Here is an 18,576-nt window from a genome sequence, read left to right on the forward strand (position 1 = left end):
GTTTAGATCCTGTTGCTAAAGCAAAGTGATCGAGGATAATAAAGGGTACTACCGCTTTATGGAACCATTAACCGCCTAAATCTCCGGCTTTTATTCCAAAAAAGAGCACCCATCTGTGGCTATACCGCTTCACGTGCTAGGATAGCCGCCGAGATAATTTGTCCTGATAAAGAGACTGTTTAACTGCTTATGTCCCAACAATATCGTTATTCATTACCTGAACGACGTGGCGATACCCGTCAGTTAGGTCAGTTGACCGGCTCTGCATGCGCGGTCGAATGTGCGGAAATCATTGAGCGCCATAAGGGTCCGGTAATGTTAATTACCCCCGATATGCAGACGGCGCTGCGCCTACGCGATGAGATCCAGCAATTCTCATCATGGCCGGTGAATACTCTCTCCGACTGGGAAACGCTGCCTTATGACAGTTTTTCTCCGCATCAGGATATTATTTCGGCCCGCCTCTCCTGCCTGTATCAACTCCCAGCAATGGATCGTGGCGTTATTATTCTCCCGATCAATACCCTGATGCAACGGGTATGCCCCCATGAGTTTCTGCATGGTCATGCGCTGGTGATGAAAAAGGGCCAGCACCTGTCGCGGGATAAGTTACGCGCCCAGCTTGAACAGGCGGGATATCGCAGTGTTGATCAGGTCATGGAGCACGGTGAGTTTGCCACCCGTGGAGCACTGCTGGATCTCTATCCGATGGGCAGTGAAGAGCCGTATCGAATTGATTTCTTTGATGATGATATTGACAGTTTGCGGGTGTTTGATGTGGATACCCAGCGCACACTGTCTGAAGTTGAGCAGATAAATTTACTGCCCGCCCATGAATTTCCGATTGATAAAGCCGCCATTGAGCTATTTCGCAGCCAATGGCGTGAGCAGTTCGACGTCCGCCGTGATGCGGAACATATTTATCAGCAAGTGAGTAAAGGGATCTGGCCTGCCGGGATTGAGTACTGGCAGCCGCTGTTCTTCAGCCAACCCTTGCCCTCACTGTTCAGTTACTTGCCTGAAAATACCTTATTGGTTAACACGGGTTCGCTGGAAAGTTCCGCTGAGCGTTTTTGGCTCGATGTGAATCAGCGTTTTGAGAGCCGCCGCATTGACCCAATGCGCCCCTTGCTGGCCCCCGACACTCTCTGGTTGCGGGTGGATTCGCTGTTCAGTGAGCTAAAAGCGTGGCCACGCGTCCAATTTAAGACGGATGAAGTCCCTACCAAAGCCGCCAATACTAACTTGCACTATCAGGCGCTGCCTGATTTGGCAGTTCAGGCGCAGCAAAAAGCGCCACTGGATAATCTACGCCGTTTTATTGAGGCATTTAGCGGTAGTGTTGTCTTCTCCGTGGAGAGCGAGGGGCGACGCGAAACACTGCAAGACCTGCTGGCGCGGATAAAAATCAGCCCAACCCTGATCACCGAGTTATCGCAAGCCCGCACACCCGGCCATTATCTGATGATTGGTGCCGCCGAACGCGGCTTCCTTGATGCGGATAAACAGCTGGCGCTGATTTGCGAAAGTGATCTATTGGGCGAGCGCGTTAGCCGTCGTCGACAAGATAACCGCCGCACCATCAATACCGATACCCTGATCCGCAATCTGGCCGAGCTGCGCCCCGGTCAGCCGGTGGTGCATCTGGAACACGGGGTCGGCCGCTATTTGGGTCTGACCACCCTTGAAGCGGGCGGCATCAAAGCTGAATACTTGATTTTGACCTACGCCGGTGAAGATAAGCTCTATGTGCCGGTCTCCTCCTTGCATCTGATCAGCCGTTATTCCGGTGGCGCAGATGAAAATGCGCCGCTGCACAAACTGGGTGGCGAAGCCTGGAGCCGCGCACGGCAGAAAGCCGCCGAAAAAGTGCGCGATGTGGCGGCTGAGTTGCTGGATATCTACGCACAACGCGCCGCCAAATCGGGCTTTAAATTCAAGCTCGATCGCGAGCAATATCAGCTGTTCTGCCAAAGTTTCCCGTTTGAAACCACCCCCGATCAGGAGCAGGCCATCAACGCGGTGCTCAGTGATATGTGCCAGCCGCTGGCGATGGACAGATTAGTGTGTGGTGATGTTGGTTTCGGTAAAACCGAAGTGGCGATGCGGGCCGCCTTCCTTGCTGTCGCAAATAATAAGCAAGTCGCGGTATTAGTGCCGACCACCCTGCTTGCTCAACAGCATTTTGACAACTTCCGCGACCGTTTTGCCACTTGGCCCGTGCGGATTGAGATGATGTCCCGCTTCCGTAGCGCCAAAGAGCAACAAGTGATTCTGGAGCAAGCCGCTGAAGGGAAAGTGGATATTATTATCGGCACCCACAAATTGCTACAAAGTGACCTGCGCTGGCAAGATCTCGGTCTGTTGATCGTCGATGAAGAGCACCGTTTCGGGGTGCGCCATAAAGAGCGTATCAAAGCCATGCGCGCTGATGTGGATATCCTGACGCTCACCGCAACGCCTATCCCGCGGACACTGAATATGGCGATGAGCGGTATGCGCGATTTGTCGATTATTGCTACCCCGCCAGCACGCCGTCTGGCGGTGAAAACCTTTGTTCGCGAATATGACAGTTTGGTGATTCGTGAAGCGATTCTGCGTGAAATTCTGCGTGGCGGGCAGGTTTACTACCTGTACAACGACGTGGAGAACATCGAAAAAGCCACCCAGCGACTGGCGGAATTAGTGCCAGAGGCGCGGATCGCTATTGGTCATGGTCAGATGCGTGAGCGCGATCTGGAGCGGGTGATGAACGATTTCCATCATCAGCGCTTTAACGTACTGGTCTGCACGACGATTATCGAAACCGGCATCGACATTCCTAGCGCGAATACCATTATCATCGAACGGGCCGATCATTTCGGTCTGGCGCAGCTACACCAGTTGCGGGGCCGCGTCGGGCGATCGCATCATCAAGCTTATGCCTACCTGCTCACGCCAAACCCGAAAGCGATGACCACCGATGCCAAAAAACGGCTGGAGGCCATCGCCTCACTGGAAGATCTGGGTGCGGGCTTCGCCTTGGCAACCCATGATCTGGAGATTCGTGGGGCTGGTGAGTTGTTGGGCGAGGACCAAAGCGGCCAGTTGACCACCATTGGCTTCTCGCTCTACATGGAGCTGTTGGAAAACGCGGTTGATGCGCTGAAAGAGGGCCGTGAACCCTCACTGGAAGATTTGACCAATAATCAGACTGAAATTGAGATGCGTATGCCAGTGTTGCTACCTGACGATTTCATTCCAGATGTGAATATCCGACTTTCGTTCTATAAGCGAATCGCCAGCGCGCGCAATGAAACCGAACTTGATGAGTTAAAAGTTGAGCTAATCGATCGCTTTGGCAAACTGCCCGATGCCGCCCGCTACCTGTTGCAAACCGCCGAATTACGTCAGTTGGCGCAGACGTTGGGAATTAAGCGCATTGAAGGCAATGAGCGCGGAGGTTTTGTCGAATTTAGCGAGAAGAACAAGGTCGATCCGGTCTATCTGATTGGTCTGCTACAACGCCAGCCAAAGATCTATCGACTGGAAGGACCAACCAAGCTGAAGTTTATGCAGGATTTGACCGACCGAACGCAACGACTGAAATTTATCAGTGAACTGCTGGCGGCATTTGCGCAGCACCGCGTGGCTTAATCGGAGGGCTAGTGCGGGCTATCAGTCATGAGAAACCCGCGTAATGCTAATGCCACTCGCTTAACTCCCCTACTCTTCATCCTTGGGGACGCAGGAGTGTTGGGGACAAATTAGGTTAAGCGATCAGAATTAACACTAAATCGCGGGTTCTTGATGCAAGGTCTTGGACAACAGATTTTGTATTATGCTCGGTCGTTCAGTATCAGTTGACCATTTTTATCGATTGGAATCTGCGTACCTGGATCACGATCCATACGAATTTTTCCCTGCTGATCACCAATTTTGTAGGTTACGTCATATCCCAGCATTTTCTGTGATTTGTCGTAAACTGTTTGGCATCGTTCTTGGGTAGTCGTATAGGTATCATTTTCCTGCATATTATTTTGCACGCGGTTACCGGCATAGCCACCTGCCAGTGCACCCGCAACCGTGGCAATATCTTTACCACGGCCACCGCCAACCTGATGACCCAGAACCCCACCCGCAACGGCACCTAATACGGAACCCGCGATTTGGTTCTCATCCTGCACCGGTTTGCGGTGAGTGACAGTCACATTGCGACACTCTTTACGAGGCGTTTTGATCGTCTCTTTAATTGGTGTCGCGGCAAGAACTTGTGCATATTGCGGTGCGCCGGAGAAAACATTCATACTCGCGACAGCGGCAATTCCCAGAGCGGCCGCTATACCGATACCCACACCTGCTAACATTGATTTGTTCACAGGAAATCCTCCTGAAAGTGTTACCACGCATCTTCTGCTCCAGAATTCCAATATCACCAACAGAAAATCTGACAGCGTCTGGCTTTGAGGGCAGCCCCCTTAACCAGAGTACGGCGTGCGTGACTCGCCGTGTTAACTCAGTTGACAGGTGAAGTCTGCACAATGTGCTTTGACCTAGCAATAAGACAAATGGACTAAACATCCAGATAATAGGTGTGAATGAATGTGTTTAGGAGGAATCCGACTGAGGGCTTCTGTTATTGCGGAATTTTATGCTGACGTTTTCACATTACGTGCGCATGGCTTTAGCTTTCCGTGCGCCAAACGGCAATCTTCCAATAAAAAACCGCCCCCTTAACCAAAGGTAGCGGTCTATTTCAGATAAAAGCAATTTTTAGTGCAATTTTAAGCGAGGTCGGATAACCCGATTAATCCCGCCCACCAGCATCATCAGCCCCGTCTTAGTGTAACCATGCAGTGCCACTTGGTGCATACGGTACAACGAGATATAGACCACGCGAGCCACTCGGCCTTCGACCATCATTGAGCCGCGCATCAGGTTACCCATCAGGCTGCCAACGGTGCTGAATTTCGACAGTGACACCAGTGAGCCGTGATCTTTGTAGATGTACGGCTTGAGCGGCTGGTCGTTAAGCAGCGCCAAAATATTGCTGTAACAACGGCTGGCCATCTGATGCGCTGACTGCGCACGCGGTGGAACAAAACCACCACTCGGCTGCGGACAAGAAGCACAGTCGCCGATAGCAAAGATATTCGGATCACGGGTAGTTTGCAGTGTTGGTTCAACCACCAACTGATTAATGCGGTTGGTTTCCAGCCCTGCGATATCTTTCATAAAGTCCGGCGCTTTAATCCCTGCGGCCCAGACCATCAGATCTGCATTAATGTACTCACCCTCTTTGGTATTCAGACCGTTTTCGTCAGCACTGGTTACCATAGTTTTGGTCAATACGCGGACACCCAACTTAATCAGCTCTTGATGTGCGGCAGCCGAAATGCGTGGCGGCAAGGCAGGAAGAATACGCTCACCTGCTTCAACCAGCGTCACATTCAACGCCTGATTGTCCAAACCTTCAAAACCGTAGCTGTGCAACTGTTTTACCGCATTGTGCAATTCAGCAGAGAGCTCTACACCCGTGGCCCCGCCGCCGACAATCGCGATGTTCACTTTGCCCTTCTCACCCGGTTGCGCTGAATATTTCAGGAACAGGTTAAGCATCTCATTGTGGAAACGGTGCGCCTGATGCGGGTTATCGAGGAAAATGCAGTTCTCTTTCACGCCCGGTGTCCCGAAATCGTTCGAGGTACTGCCCAGCGCCATCACCAGAATGTCGTAGGTTAATTCGCGTTGTGTCACCAGTACATCGCCGTGTTCATCGCAAATCTCTGCCAGGCTGAGGGTTTTGGTTTCACGATTGATGCCCGTTAAGGAACCTAACTGGAAATTAAACGCGTGGTTACGGGCATGAGCCAGATAACTCAGTGCATCGACACCATCATCCAGAGAACCGGTCGCCACTTCATGCAACAACGGTTTCCACAAATGGCTATGGTTACGATCGACCAAAACGATCTCAGCTTTTTTACTGCGACCCAGCTTATGACCCAGGCTCGTTGCCAGCTCAAGACCGCCGGCACCACCACCAATAATAACGATTTTTTTCTTCGGCGTTGTCAAAATGACCCCCTAAATGTGAACCCTTTGTTAGCTAAAGGTAAATGAATAATATCCTTATATAACATAGGGTTCGCTGATGCTAATTCAATAAACTGGAGTCAGAATATCATGCAGGGTTATTTGGTCATACCAAAATTGATATATATCAACTTTATTTGATTAAAGTGGCAGCGGCGGGATTTTTTCTGGAATAGGATTCAAATAGTTAGCATTTCGTCACAATTTAGAATCTTTCTATTTGCCAACCCAGAAAGGGAGATTTTGAGGTTTTTTGCCATAAAAATGGCCTGAAAAAAGTACGATATGCACCCTTTCCAAGCCAGATAACAGAGTGTTGTAAGCTCTGCAATTAACCCATCATTAACATTCAACCGCATTAACCTTGCGTTTTAGGCTAACTCAGCCCTCTAACTAACCCAGCGTTTTAAACGCCTTGATCCGCTGAAGATGGGGTGACAGATCCCTAAATTTGTGGCTCTGCTTCTCATCCCAGACAATTTCATAATAGGGGTGCAAGTCACCGGCTGTCAGCTTGCTATCGAGCATTTCATCATGGCGAGAGAGCACCACCAGACAACGATCGCGGTTTTTCTCACGGAAGTCATTAACACATTTACTGGCAATATCGATGTACTCTTCCGGGCGATCAATTTTGCCACTCATATTATTTTGCGGATAAAGATTGGGGTTGAATGAGACTTGACGAATACCACACAAAAAACCGATGCGCTCAGCCCAAAAACCACCTAAACCCACACCACAAATCAGTGACTTGGCATCACCGCCCTGCTGAATGGCTTTATCTACCTCTTTCAACAAATGCTGCATATCGTGGCGAGGATGCAAAGTGCTGTAACTGATAAAACGCACATCCGGATCAATGAATTGCAGTTGCAGGACTTTCTCGTGATTGCCGGGACTCGTGGAGTCAAAACCATGTAGATAGACTATCATTTTTATCCTCGCGACTTATTTAGGATATGAATCTTTATGTGCATCCCAACGTTCGCTGAGTGCAGTTAATGCCCTATTCGCCTGCTGCCAACGTGATGATGCCATCAGCGCCTGACGATCAAACTGCCCAGAATGATACAAGCCCGTCAGTTTGTCTGCTTTGACCGGAGACAGGTTATCGAGCACGCTGATAGCCCCCTGACGGTTATTGCACACCAAAATCATATCGCAACCCGCATCCAAAGAGGCCTGCCCGCGCTCGGCGTAGCTGCCCATAATCGCCGCCCCTTCCATCGAGAGATCATCGGAGAAAATGATGCCGCTGAAGCCTAACTCTTGACGCAATATCTGCTGAAGCCAGTAAGCCGAGCCACTGGCGGGGCGTGCATCGGCTTCAGTATAAATCACGTGAGCAGGCATGATGGCATCGAGCAACCCGCGCGCGATCAGTTCGCGAAATATAACCATATCATGAGTGCGGATTTCTGCCAGTGGCCGATTATCCCGTGGCGTCTCTTTGTGGGAGTCAGCGGTCACTGCGCCGTGACCGGGGAAGTGCTTCCCAGTGGTTTTCATCCCCGCGCTGTGCATCCCTCGGATAAAGCACTCGGCCATATTCAGTGCTTGCTGTGGATCACTGTGGAATGAGCGCTCACCAATGGCGGCGCTGACATGACCAATGTCCAATACTGGCGCGAAGCTGATATCAATATCCATTGAGATCATCTCTGCCGCCATCAACCAGCCCGCCTCTTGCGCAAGCTGAGCGGCAGTGGCGGCATCATTGATAGCGGCAAATGACTGGGCCGCAGGCAGGCGAGTAAAACCTTCGCGAAAACGTTGCACCCGCCCACCTTCTTGATCCACCGCCACCACCAGCCGATCATGGGATGCCGCTCTGATTTGGCGAACCAACTCACGCAACTGCTCAGCATCATGATAATTACGGCTGAACAAAATCAGGCCGCCCACCAGCGGGTGTTTTAAAATCTCACGCTCTTCAGCATCCAGCTCATAGCTGGCAACATCTAACATCACTGGACCCACGACAACCTCACATCATTCCCGCCATACTTAACGCTGTAGCGCCAAGTTCTTTGGGTAAAGTTAAAAGTTAAAAAATCAAAAAGAGAGATTAAATCGCTGACGCAACGGTGCGGCCCATTGTAAAAACGCGCTATCCCCCGTTTGCTGCCAGCGAACTTCAAACCACATCAACATCAAGTAATCAATCCACGGCAGCCAGCGCTGTATCTGGCAGGATAGCCGCTTGATATCGGAATAGCCGTGTTGACTGCTACAATAGCGCTGTAAAAAAAACTGTTGTTGTGGTTTTGACCACCCATTACTCCGAAAAAGAGCGGCAATGTCCAAGGCAATATCGCCATCGGCGGCATATTCCCAATCAATTAGTTTCAGCCCAGTCGCGGTCATTAAGAGATTGCCAGGATGAATATCCATATGCAGGGGAGCCAGTTTCACCGGCTGCGGTTGCGGTCTGCGCAGAAAACCATGCTGGAGCCGCAGCCAGCCCGGTGAACGGCGCGCGGGATCAATTAAGTCACCATAGCGGATAAGCTGAGCGCGCAAGTCCAGCCGATAACCACTAACGGGTAAATGATGGAGGCGGGCCAAGAGCTGCGCTAACTGACCATTATTCGCTAATTCAATAAATTGGGCATTAGTGACAACGTCACCCTCAAGCCAATTGACCACCAACCAGTGCGCATTTGCGGCAATAATGGCCGGAGATAGATCGCTGCCAGCGACATGCCGCAACAGTTTGCACTCTCGCCGCCGATTCACACCTAACTGCATTTTCTGCATCGACTGTTCACGTGCCAGCCAATCAACATTTGGGGCGGTGATACGCCAGCTTTCACCCGTTAGCCCAGAGACGGGGCTAATCTGGCAATCGGCGATTTTCACCGCCGGATTGAGACTTTCAATCAGCACATGCAGGGCAGGATCAGCGCTGGACCGGGCCATGACCTGACCAGATAATTTCGCCAGTTTGCGCCTGCATCAATTGCATTTCGATGGTCGGTGATTTGACATCGCCGCTCACATCGCTATACAGCACATACTGGGCGCTGACATAACGGGCCAGACCAATCGCTTTGCTGCGCGATCCCAGACTATCCTCTTCCGATAAACCCAGTGTTTGCTTGGCGACAGCCAATTGCTGCGGCGAGATCAACACAAACTTCTTATTTGATGTCAGCATCTGATGCAGTGCGGCGGTGGCTTTCGCCATCTGCAATGCGCCGTTGGTGTTATTTTTGACGCTATCGAGCAGCAATATGCTGCCGTTCGCCACCTCTTTGCTGTTCACCATCTGTGCGACTAAAGGTTCTACGCTGACGGCCCAGTCGATAGATTGCGGCATTTTCGGCGGCGGAGGCACGGTATCCACCGGAGGAGGTGTTTCAATGACGGGGGGGGTGACCGGCTCTATGGTGACTGGCGGTGTGGTTGGCTCAACAGGTGGCGGGGTAATACAGCCCGTCAGCACCAGTGCAGCCAGCGCCACAGATAAATACCTTTTCATTGTCCCACTCCAATAGCGACTGAACTATTATAAAAATAAATGAAGGCGCGCACTTCGCGCGTTGAAATTATTATTGACTGACTGAACCGCAACATCATCGCCCGGCGTGATTATCATCGAACGCGGCGCGTCCAGTGGCGGCACATCCAAGCCCTGCGCATCATACCAATAAAAACGATAGTTTATTTTTATCGGCTTATTTTGACTATTAGAGATCACTGATCGCGCAATATTGTCACCCGATGAGGTTGATACCGCGGGTTGAGAAGCCAAAATACCCGCCGTCAGCACTGACGAATCCATGACCACGGTTTGCTGCTGATTAACCGCAATCCCTTTCGGGCTGCTGCACCCTAGCAATGTCGCCATACCCGCGAACGCCATCAGTGGCAATAAAAACGCCTTCACACGGCGCATAGGCTGACCTCAGTTAAACTCAACAATGATATCGCTATTGATGCAGCGACCTATTTGTGTGGCAATCTAATTATGTGGCAACTGGCTGATGCGGCAACTTACTTATGTGACAGCAAAGAACCCAGTTCACGGCCGCCGACCAAATGCATGTGGATATGGTAGACCACCTGCCCGGCATGGCGGTTGCAATTGATAATCAGGCGATAGCCATCTTCAGCAATACCTTCCTGCTCTGCAAGTTTAGCAGCTACCGTAATCATGCGGCCTAATGTTGCTTCGTGTTCTGCGGTGACATCATTCACAGTAGGAATAAGAATATTGGGAATGATTAAGATATGGGTTGGTGCCTGCGGAGCGATGTCGCGAAACGCGGTCACCAGTTCATCCTGATAAACCACGTCGGCAGGGATTTCACGGCGGATAATTTTGCTGAAAATCGTTTCTTCGGCCATAACGCATTTCCTTGATCATGATAAAAATGGGGAATGCGTAGTATGAGCGACAAATTCTATTGATTTCAACCTCAATCATCAGCCTCGGGCATAAGCCGCCGCTTTTTCAAACAAAGCCTGATCGGGGCGAATGCCGGTATATAGCACAAATTGCTCGACCGCCTGAATAGCAAACACTTCAGCCCCGGTAATCACTGTTTTCTCTTGCGTTTGGGCATAATGAATCAGCGGTGTGATGGCGGGCAGTGCCACCACATCAAAAATGATCTCCGCGTGATTGACCTCATTTTCAGTGAAAGCCATGATCTCCGCCTCTTTACCCCCCGCCATGCCCACTGGCGTCGCATTGATCAATATATCAGCCTGAACACCTTGCATATCAGGGCGATAGGGGTAGCCAGATTGCTCAGCTAATTGCTTGCCAGTATTTTCATTTGTCGCAATGATAAAACCCTGCTTAAAACCGGCATTTTTGAGCGCAAAAGCTACCGCCTTCGCCATACCACCACTGCCACGCAGAGCAAAAACCTTATCGGCTGGCACCTGATGGCTCTGTAGCAATTTCGCGATGGCGATATAGTCAGTGTTGTACGCCTTCAAATAACCCTCCGTGTTAACTAATGTATTGACCGAATTAATCGCTACGGCTGAGGGGTCCATCTCATCCACCATCGGGATGACCGCCTCTTTAAACGGCATCGAAATAGCGCAACCACGGAATCCCAGCGCTCGTACTCCGCCAATAGCCGCCGCCAAGTCCTTGGTAGTAAAGGCCTTATAGAGGTAATCGAGATCGAGTGCATCATACAAAAAGTTATGAAAACGGGTGCCAAAATTGCTCGGTCTGGCGGCCAGAGAAATGCAGACTTGGGTATCTTTGTTTAAGTATCGAGTCATCTTCTTGCCTCAATGATTTTCGTCAATAAAAGTGTGCACCCTGTTCGTCCGAACTGTGGGCGATAAAGGCTTGCTGTACTAAAAATTATCGGCTAAAAAGATGATATTAAAAACTGCTGACTTTAGATCAATTAGGTTCCCCTTTTATGACCAGCCGACGCCTTGAGCAACAATATTTGCGATTACTGAATGCGGTCGGCGTGCAATCTGTGGCGATCACACTGCAAGAGCTAGCGGATAAACTCAACTGCACCAAGCGCCACATGCGGACACTGCTGGTTCAGATGCAGCAGGCGGGCTGGTTAACATGGCAAGCAGAGGCGGGCCGTGGTCGCCGTTCACATTTACAACTATTGCGGAACACACATCAGTTATTGATTGAAAAAGCGGAACAGTTACTCGACTCAGGCGGTTTCAATGAAGCCATTGTGCTGCTGGGTGAAGATAAGCAGCTCATTACGCCATTATTGCGATCCAAATTGGGGTATCGGATACGCGATGACTATCAAGCACTGCGCATCCCCTACTACCGCACCATGCCAAATCTCTACCCCGGCACCCCATTACGTCGCTCCGAGTTACATTTAGTCCGGCAACTTTTTAATGGGCTAACGCGAATAAATGAGGAGAGTGGCGACGTCGCGACTGATTTAGCCCATCAATGGCGAATGCTGGATCCATTGCATTGGCGCTTCTATTTACGCCCTGGCGTGCAGTTCCATGATGGTCGCGAGCTTTCCAGCCGTGATGTGGTCAGCTCATTAACTCGCTGCGCCCGCTTACCGCTGTTTTCACATATTCAACAAATTAAAGCGCATGGACCATTGAGTGTGGTTATCGAATTGACCCAGCCGGACCCGCATCTTCCTTTGCTGCTAGCTCACCATTCGGCACTGATTTTGCCGCAAGACCATGCTGAACAGCCGAATTTTGCCTCTCACCCCATTGGCACTGGTCCCTATCGGGTGGCCGAAAATGATGACTGGCATTTGCTGATGAAATCTTTTGATCACTATTTTGGCTTCCGTGGCCTGCTGGACGAAATTGAGGTGCTGATTTTTCCTGATCTGGCGCGCACCCAAGATCGCCCGCCAGTGCTTGCCGAGCAACTGAATAGGGCCGATCGTCAGAGCGCGACTTGGCTCAGCTCAAGTATCAGCGACATCGATTATGTCTCCGGCTTCGCGGCCAGCCTGACCGGTAAACCCTCGGACTCCACGCAGGAGATGTTCCTCGAACGTGGCGGCTATTTTTTACTCTGCGATAGCCGTTCGCCGCACTGGCACAGTATTGAGCAACGGCGCTGGCTGCGGGAAACACTCAATCCTTATCATTTAATCCAAAGATTAATCGCCCCGATTCGCCCTTTTTGGGTCCCAGCCAGCAGTGTATTGCCGACATGGTTTCACGGGATTGATTCAGGGGAGGCATATTCGCCCTTCTCTACAGTGACAGTCCCTGCGGATTGGCCGACATTAACCTTGGCTTATCATACCCAACATCCAGAATATTCGATGCTGATCGCAGAGATGGCGCATATTCTGGCGGCACAACGTATTCGACTGGTGGCATTGGAGCTGGATTACACCACGTGGGCCAAGGGTGAAGCCGATGCGGACCTGTGGCTCGGGACGGTTAACTTTGCCGTGCCGGAAGAGTGGAATGTCGGCGCATGGTTGTTCGGCACCCCACTGTTGCGGCAATCCATTACTGGTGGTGATGAAGCACATTTGCAGGCACAACAGAATGAATGGCGTAATCAAAGACTCACTGGCGAGCAATTCGTCCGAGAGATTACCGACAAGGGCTGGTTACAGCCGCTATTTCACCACTGGATGCGCTTGAAAGCCCCCGAGCAGGCGCAGGGGGCGCACTTGAATAATCTGGGCTGGTTTGATTTCCAAACAACTTGGCTAGAACCGGAATAATGGACATTTATTATCAAGGCAATATGCCTTTTATTATATCGATAACGATAAAGTTTATTATATTAAATAAGAAAATTACTTACATGAGCATTTAATTTATTTCCCCACATATAAAACCCCACCCATAAAAATTAAATATTAAATTCCAGAATTTAACTTAATTAATATTAAATCGCGCTAAACAGTGGCAAAGTAAGTTCTTAGCATTTGACATAGCCTTATACTCAGTGATATTTCTAATCCAAGGAGAGCAGGATAGTGCTTAATGACTTTCAATCACAACATTAAGTTATTACGATTAATTTACTTCCGTCATTCAAAGTCAAGACAAGCACAATAACACTCTCCTTAACGGACTAATCTAGGGAGAAATCTCTTGATATCGATAATCAATGGAGGGATATATTATGTCTCGTTTAAAAAAAGAGATCACGGCAACGAAAACAGTAATCAATGTTAACGAAGTTAAAAAGAGTCAACCTCAGCGCTTAGCAGAAGAGACACTTGAGCAGATAGCCGGTGGTGCAGGCTGGATAAATGCTTTCGCAAATTGGACTAAGTCGTTTTAATGATGTAACGGGGGTCATCAGGCCAATGGTGGCCCCTAATTTAAACTCCCAACATCGCCCAAAGAATATAAAGCTATCGCTAAAAGGAGTGCAGATTCATGGTTGAACTATTAATTGACAAGAGGATTAGGCATCTTGAAATAATATTAAAAATAAGTGAGCGTTGCAATATCAACTGTGACTATTGCTACGTATTCAATAAAGGCAATTCGGCAGCCAATGACAGTCCGGCTAGAATATCGGATAAAAACATTCGCCATTTCGTCAATTTTTTAGAACGCGCCAGCCAAGAATATCAAATTGGCACACTACAAATTGATCTTCATGGCGGGGAGCCGCTGCTAATGAAGAAAGAAAACTTCGCCAATATGTGTATTCAATTCATGTCAGGGCACTACTGTGGTTCGAATATTAGGCTCGCATTGCAAACGAACGGCACACTTATTGACGAAGAGTGGATAGCGTTATTCGAAAAATACTCTGTGAATGTGAGTGTCTCTATTGATGGCCCCAAACATATTAATGATCGCCACCGGCTAGACACCAAAGGGCGCAGTACCTACGAAGGCACAGTACGGGGTCTACGTATGCTGCAACAAGCCTATCAACAAGGTCGCCTTCCCTCCGCTCCCGGCATTTTGTGTGTCGCCAATGCGAAGGTAAATGGCGCTGAAATCTATCGGCATTTTGTTGATGATTTAGGGGTTTACAGTTTTGATTTTCTGATACCCGACGACTGTTACAAAGATGCTGACGTTGATGCCCTTGGTTTGGGCCGCTTCCTCAACGAAGCACTGGATGAGTGGGTGAAAGATGATAATCCCAAGATTTTTGTCCGCCTATTTCAAACGCACATTGCCACACTTCTCGGGCAGAAAAACTCAGGAATTTTGGGTCACAACCCCAGTGTCACGGGGGTCTATGCCCTGACAGTCAGTTCTGATGGTTTTGTACGCGTCGATGATACCTTGCGGTCAACATCAGACTCTATGTTTAATCCCATTGGTCATACCTCTGAGGTGAGCTTGTCAGAGGTATTCGATAGCCCACAGTTTCGGGAATACACTTCAGTCGGGCAATCCTTGCCCACAGAATGCACAGGCTGTATTTGGGAGAATATCTGTGCCGGGGGGCGCATAGTCAATCGTTTCTCCCCCGAAGATCACTTCGACCGCAAATCTGCATATTGTTACTCCATGAGAAGTTTTCTTAGCCGTGCATCTGCTCACCTGATCAATATGGGCATCAAGGAAGAGCGCATTATGGCGGCCATTAGCCAGTAATTTTTGGGTTACAGGATGAGGGAGCGTTTTTAAATTGGTTAATATACATCCTATTTTCAGGCAAGAAGCGATTGAGCATCGATCCCAATATTGGTTGGGCAGCCCGCAAGTGATTACGCCAGTGGGTGCCTCTCTATGGGCCATAATGGCACTGGCACTGATTGTCAGTCTGCTCGCCTTTATGGTGATAGGGACTTACACCCAGAGAGTCCGCCTAACGGGCACGGTGGTTCAGCAACCTGCGGTCGCGCGGATTACTGCCCCCCATACTGGCGTTATTGTCAGCAGCTTTGCGGAGGAAGGAAAAGCGGTGCGGGCTGGTGAGGTGATTTTTATCCTGAACAGGGAGACGCAAACGAAGTATGGCGCGACCAGCCATGAAATGACTACTGCGCTAAAAGCACAGAAAACCGCCATTGAGCGGGAGATCACCCTAACCTCTGAGGCCGCTGAAACTGAGCGAAACTTTCTGCTTCAACGCCTGAAAAATAAGAGTGCCGAACAGCAAAAGATGGATGACTTGATCGCCAAATCACGTCAGCAAACCGCATGGCTGCTGGAAAAAGCAGAGCATTTCAAAACGTTAGTTCGCCAAGGGATTGCCCTTGAGACCGAGTATATGGCACGCCACTCTGAGTATTATCACGCCGCAGTTCAATTTGAAACCCACCAGCGGGAAAAGGTCAAGTTACAAGGCGAAACCCTCGACATCAAGGCAAGAGTCGCGGTTATTCACAATGAGGTTGAAACCTCACGGGAGAGACTACGTCGACAAGCGGCCAAATTTGACCAAGACCTCGTCTCGACGGAAGAGCAGCGGGAGCTTTATATTACCGCGCCAATTGATGGCGTATTAACCGGCATTATGGGGCTAACGGGCAACAATATTCGTGCAGCCCAAGAGTTAGCCAGTGTGGTTCCCACATCAGGGCGGGCCGAGGTAGAAATTTTTGCTGCCGCCGAATCCATTGGCGAGTTGCGGGAGGGTCAGGCGGTAAGATTGCGTTTCGACGCCTACCCGTACCAATGGTTTGGGCAATACGACGGCACTGTTACCTCAATTTCCACTACGGCTATTTCCAGTGACTCCGACGAAAGGGGCTTAGCCACAGAACGGGCTGATCAACCGCCATTAAGGTATTTCCAAATACGCATCAGTCCCCAGAATAATACCGTACTGTTGGCCGGGAAAACCTACCCCCTGCGCCCCGGCATCGGGGTCGAAACCGATATTTTCATCAGAAAACGTCCACTCTACGAATGGCTACTTTTGCCCTTGAAACCGGCTCGCAGCACAGCACAAGGTGAAACAGGGGGAGCCGCATGATCGTGATGATGAAAGGGTATTTTGCCGCCCTGCGGCAACGTCTGCCCGTGGTGATGCAGACCGAAGCGACGGAGTGTGGGCTGGCCTGTATCGCGATGATCGCGGCCTATTATGGCCTTAACATGGATCTTCAGGCGCTGCGTAAACACTTTCAAGTATCACTGAAAGGCATGACACTGCGTGATCTCATTGTACTGGCTGACCGTCTCTCATTAGGGTCGCGCCCGGTACGGGCTGACTTGGATGCTGTCCGTCAGCTAAAAACCCCCTGTATTCTGCACTGGTCATTTAACCATTTTGTGGTGCTGAAGCAGTTTTCCCGTCACGGGGCGATTATCCATGATCCGGCAAAAGGCGAGCGGCGGATCTCTATGGCGGAGCTATCTCAACACTATACCGGCATCGCACTGGAAATTTGGCCTAATCCACATTTTCAGCGACGCACTGAAAAACAGGTCATCCGGCTGCTGGACATGTTCAAGAATGTGGCTGGATTGTCGCGAGCAATAGCACATGTATTGGCCCTCTCGTTCTGCATTGAACTTCTGACCTTAGCGGTGCCGATGGCCGTGCAATTCACCATTGATATGGCCTTACGATCCGGCGATATCGATCTGGTTTCACTTATCGTGTGGGGAATGATTGCCCTATTGCTTTTCAGAGCCTTGCTCAGTCTGGTTCGCTCTTGGACAGTGATGTCGATTAAGTACTCATTGGGGATTCAATGGCACGCCGGGCTTTTTAGCCATTTAATCCGATTGCCGGTGTCATACTTTGAAAAACGCCATGTCGGTGATGTAGCATCACGTTTTAACTCACTGTCGGTTGTGCAAGAGGCTTTTACGGCCGAAATGGTGGCATCACTGCTGGACATCGTCGTGGTGATTGGCCTGCTCTTTTTGATGTGGGTCTACAATGGCTATCTCGCGGTAGCGGTTATCTCAATATCTTGCCTCTATGCCGCCATAAAATTCTCTCTTTTTCGCGCCTATCGCTCTGCCAATCTAGAAGCCATTGCTCACGAGGCGACACAAAATTCGCATTTCCTTGAAACCGTGCGGGGCATCACTTGCATTAAAATTTTTGACCTGTCGGAGCGCCGACGCTCTGATTGGCTCAATCTGGTTATTGATGAGGCCAATGCAAAAATCTACCTTTTTAAGATAGATCTGGCGACGCAGACGGTGGGCCTGCTGTTAGTCGGGTTATCTTCCGCACTGGTATTGGGGTTAGGCGCAAAGCTGATTGATGGCGGCACCCTAACCACCGGTATGCTCTTTGCATTCTTGATTTACTCGGACATGTACGTCACTCGATCCATTCGCGTGGTTGACTCAATGATCAAACTCCGCCTAATCGATATGCACAGTGAGCGCCTGTCAGAAGTCGCTCTTACCACACCAGAACCTGATGAAGGTGAGGCCGATCTGGTTACCCCCAACACCCTCGCTGGCAGCATTGAGATAAAAGACCTGAGCTATCGTTATGGTGATGGCGAACCCGCCATCTTTGAACAGGTTTTTCTCACCATTAAGGCCGGCGAAAGTCTCGCCATCATCGGGCCATCAGGCTGTGGCAAATCGACACTGCTTAAAACCATGGGGGGGTTAGCTCCACAAGAGAGCGGCACTATCTTATTCGATGGTGTGGATATTCGACGATTGGGCCTCGGAATCTACCGCAAACATATCGCCTATGTGTTGCAAGAGGACAGACTCTTTGCCGGCTCTTTGCTGGATAACATCAGTTCATTTGATATTTATCCAGACAGCGAATGGGTGTTTGAGTGCGCTCGCCTTGCCTCTATACATTCTGAGATTGAAGCCATGCCGATGAAGTATGAAACCAGAGTCGGTGATATGGGTAGCGCACTTTCTGGCGGGCAGCGGCAGCGTATCTCTCTGGCCCGCGCCCTGTATAAACGCCCGCGAATATTATTTCTCGACGAAGCGACCAGTGATCTGGATATCGAGAATGAAGCCCGAATTAATGACTCAATACGCGCCCTGAAAATCACCCGAATTTTTGTCGCCCACCGCCCAAGCATGATAGCCATGGCGGACCGAGTATTTGATCTCAGCACCAACACTGAACTGGAAATAGAGAGGGCAAACCCTTATGTTCCCTTTATTAAATAGAAA

The 18,576-nt window shown here is 50.0% G+C and carries 15 protein-coding genes; 6 read left to right on the top strand and 9 right to left on the bottom strand.

The genetic code is table 11. The features are described 5' to 3' along the window. The first annotated feature begins 189 nt into the window (after positions 1-189). Positions 190-3,636, top strand: a complete 3,447-nt coding sequence (gene mfd / locus HRD69_RS17210; RefSeq protein ID WP_004873885.1) for a transcription-repair coupling factor — start codon at positions 190-192, stop codon at positions 3,634-3,636. Between the two features lie 182 nt (positions 3,637-3,818). Here the strand turns inward: mfd and HRD69_RS17215 are convergent, their stop codons facing one another. The 9 genes from HRD69_RS17215 to HRD69_RS17255 form a co-directional block, all read right to left on the bottom strand. Further along, positions 3,819-4,358 (bottom strand): glycine zipper 2TM domain-containing protein, encoded by a 540-nt coding sequence (locus HRD69_RS17215; protein WP_004873884.1) that lies wholly within the window; start codon positions 4,356-4,358, stop codon positions 3,819-3,821. A gap of 394 nt (positions 4,359-4,752) precedes the next feature. Further along, positions 4,753-6,057, bottom strand: coding sequence for an NAD(P)/FAD-dependent oxidoreductase (locus HRD69_RS17220; protein WP_004873883.1), 1,305 nt, complete (start codon positions 6,055-6,057; stop codon positions 4,753-4,755). 411 nt (positions 6,058-6,468) lie between these two features. Then, a complete protein-coding gene (gene ycfP, locus HRD69_RS17225; RefSeq protein WP_004873882.1) occupies positions 6,469-7,011 on the bottom strand; it encodes an alpha/beta hydrolase YcfP in 543 nt (180 codons plus the stop codon). A gap of 15 nt (positions 7,012-7,026) precedes the next feature. Further along, on the bottom strand, positions 7,027-8,058 hold the full coding sequence (nagZ, locus tag HRD69_RS17230) for a beta-N-acetylhexosaminidase (protein WP_032813220.1): 1,032 nt from the start codon (positions 8,056-8,058) through the stop codon (positions 7,027-7,029). A 75-nt stretch (positions 8,059-8,133) separates the two neighbouring features. Further along, positions 8,134-9,000: a thiamine kinase gene (thiK, locus tag HRD69_RS17235; protein ID WP_080544981.1), complete on the bottom strand. Its 867-nt coding sequence runs from the start codon at positions 8,998-9,000 to the stop codon at positions 8,134-8,136. Then, positions 8,981-9,562, bottom strand: coding sequence for a penicillin-binding protein activator LpoB (lpoB, locus tag HRD69_RS17240; protein WP_032813219.1), 582 nt, complete (start codon positions 9,560-9,562; stop codon positions 8,981-8,983). Before lpoB ends, thiK begins: the two co-directional genes overlap by 20 nt. 27 nt (positions 9,563-9,589) lie before the next feature. Then, positions 9,590-9,979, bottom strand: coding sequence for a YcfL family putative periplasmic lipoprotein (locus HRD69_RS17245; protein WP_004873878.1), 390 nt, complete (start codon positions 9,977-9,979; stop codon positions 9,590-9,592). 98 nt (positions 9,980-10,077) lie between these two features. Continuing rightward, positions 10,078-10,431 carry a purine nucleoside phosphoramidase gene (gene hinT, locus HRD69_RS17250; protein WP_004873877.1) on the bottom strand — a complete coding sequence of 118 codons (354 nt, stop codon included), beginning with the start codon at positions 10,429-10,431 and terminating at the stop codon, positions 10,078-10,080. Positions 10,432-10,509: 78 nt separating this feature from the next. Continuing rightward, positions 10,510-11,328 carry a shikimate 5-dehydrogenase gene (locus HRD69_RS17255; protein ID WP_004873876.1) on the bottom strand — a complete coding sequence of 273 codons (819 nt, stop codon included), beginning with the start codon at positions 11,326-11,328 and terminating at the stop codon, positions 10,510-10,512. Positions 11,329-11,474: 146 nt separating this feature from the next. Between HRD69_RS17255 and HRD69_RS17260 the strand changes: the two genes are divergently transcribed. The 5 genes from HRD69_RS17260 to HRD69_RS17280 all read left to right on the top strand — a co-directional run bounded on the left by HRD69_RS17260 (position 11,475) and on the right by HRD69_RS17280 (position 18,573). Next, positions 11,475-13,256: an SgrR family transcriptional regulator gene (locus HRD69_RS17260; protein WP_004873875.1), complete on the top strand. Its 1,782-nt coding sequence runs from the start codon at positions 11,475-11,477 to the stop codon at positions 13,254-13,256. A gap of 407 nt (positions 13,257-13,663) precedes the next feature. Continuing rightward, positions 13,664-13,825 carry a XyeA family cyclophane-containing RiPP triceptide gene (gene xyeA, locus HRD69_RS17265; RefSeq protein ID WP_071984814.1) on the top strand — a complete coding sequence of 54 codons (162 nt, stop codon included), beginning with the start codon at positions 13,664-13,666 and terminating at the stop codon, positions 13,823-13,825. Positions 13,826-13,923: 98 nt separating this feature from the next. Then, on the top strand, positions 13,924-15,108 hold the full coding sequence (gene xyeB, locus HRD69_RS17270) for a cyclophane-forming radical SAM/SPASM peptide maturase XyeB (RefSeq protein WP_004873873.1): 1,185 nt from the start codon (positions 13,924-13,926) through the stop codon (positions 15,106-15,108). Positions 15,109-15,142: 34 nt separating this feature from the next. Continuing rightward, positions 15,143-16,435 (top strand): beta-barrel domain-containing protein, encoded by a 1,293-nt coding sequence (locus HRD69_RS17275; RefSeq protein WP_032813217.1) that lies wholly within the window; start codon positions 15,143-15,145, stop codon positions 16,433-16,435. Beyond that, positions 16,432-18,573, top strand: a complete 2,142-nt coding sequence (locus HRD69_RS17280; RefSeq protein WP_032813215.1) for a peptidase domain-containing ABC transporter — start codon at positions 16,432-16,434, stop codon at positions 18,571-18,573. The genes HRD69_RS17275 and HRD69_RS17280 overlap by 4 nt, the downstream gene beginning before the upstream one ends. Positions 18,574-18,576 lie beyond the last annotated feature (3 nt).

Source organism: Yersinia mollaretii ATCC 43969 (assembly GCF_013282725.1).
Taxonomy (GTDB): domain Bacteria; phylum Pseudomonadota; class Gammaproteobacteria; order Enterobacterales; family Enterobacteriaceae; genus Yersinia; species Yersinia mollaretii.

Coding starts and splice junctions, on each gene's coding strand:
- ycfP (WP_004873882.1), bottom strand. CDS start 7,011: ATGATAGTCTATCTACATGGTTTTGACTCCACGAGTCCCGGCAATCAC.
- HRD69_RS17280 (WP_032813215.1), top strand. CDS start 16,432: ATGATCGTGATGATGAAAGGGTATTTTGCCGCCCTGCGGCAACGTCTG.
- xyeA (WP_071984814.1), top strand. CDS start 13,664: ATGTCTCGTTTAAAAAAAGAGATCACGGCAACGAAAACAGTAATCAAT.
- thiK (WP_080544981.1), bottom strand. CDS start 9,000: ATGGCCCGGTCCAGCGCTGATCCTGCCCTGCATGTGCTGATTGAAAGT.
- HRD69_RS17245 (WP_004873878.1), bottom strand. CDS start 9,979: ATGCGCCGTGTGAAGGCGTTTTTATTGCCACTGATGGCGTTCGCGGGT.
- HRD69_RS17255 (WP_004873876.1), bottom strand. CDS start 11,328: ATGACTCGATACTTAAACAAAGATACCCAAGTCTGCATTTCTCTGGCC.
- HRD69_RS17260 (WP_004873875.1), top strand. CDS start 11,475: ATGACCAGCCGACGCCTTGAGCAACAATATTTGCGATTACTGAATGCG.
- hinT (WP_004873877.1), bottom strand. CDS start 10,431: ATGGCCGAAGAAACGATTTTCAGCAAAATTATCCGCCGTGAAATCCCT.
- xyeB (WP_004873873.1), top strand. CDS start 13,924: ATGGTTGAACTATTAATTGACAAGAGGATTAGGCATCTTGAAATAATA.
- lpoB (WP_032813219.1), bottom strand. CDS start 9,562: ATGAAAAGGTATTTATCTGTGGCGCTGGCTGCACTGGTGCTGACGGGC.
- mfd (WP_004873885.1), top strand. CDS start 190: ATGTCCCAACAATATCGTTATTCATTACCTGAACGACGTGGCGATACC.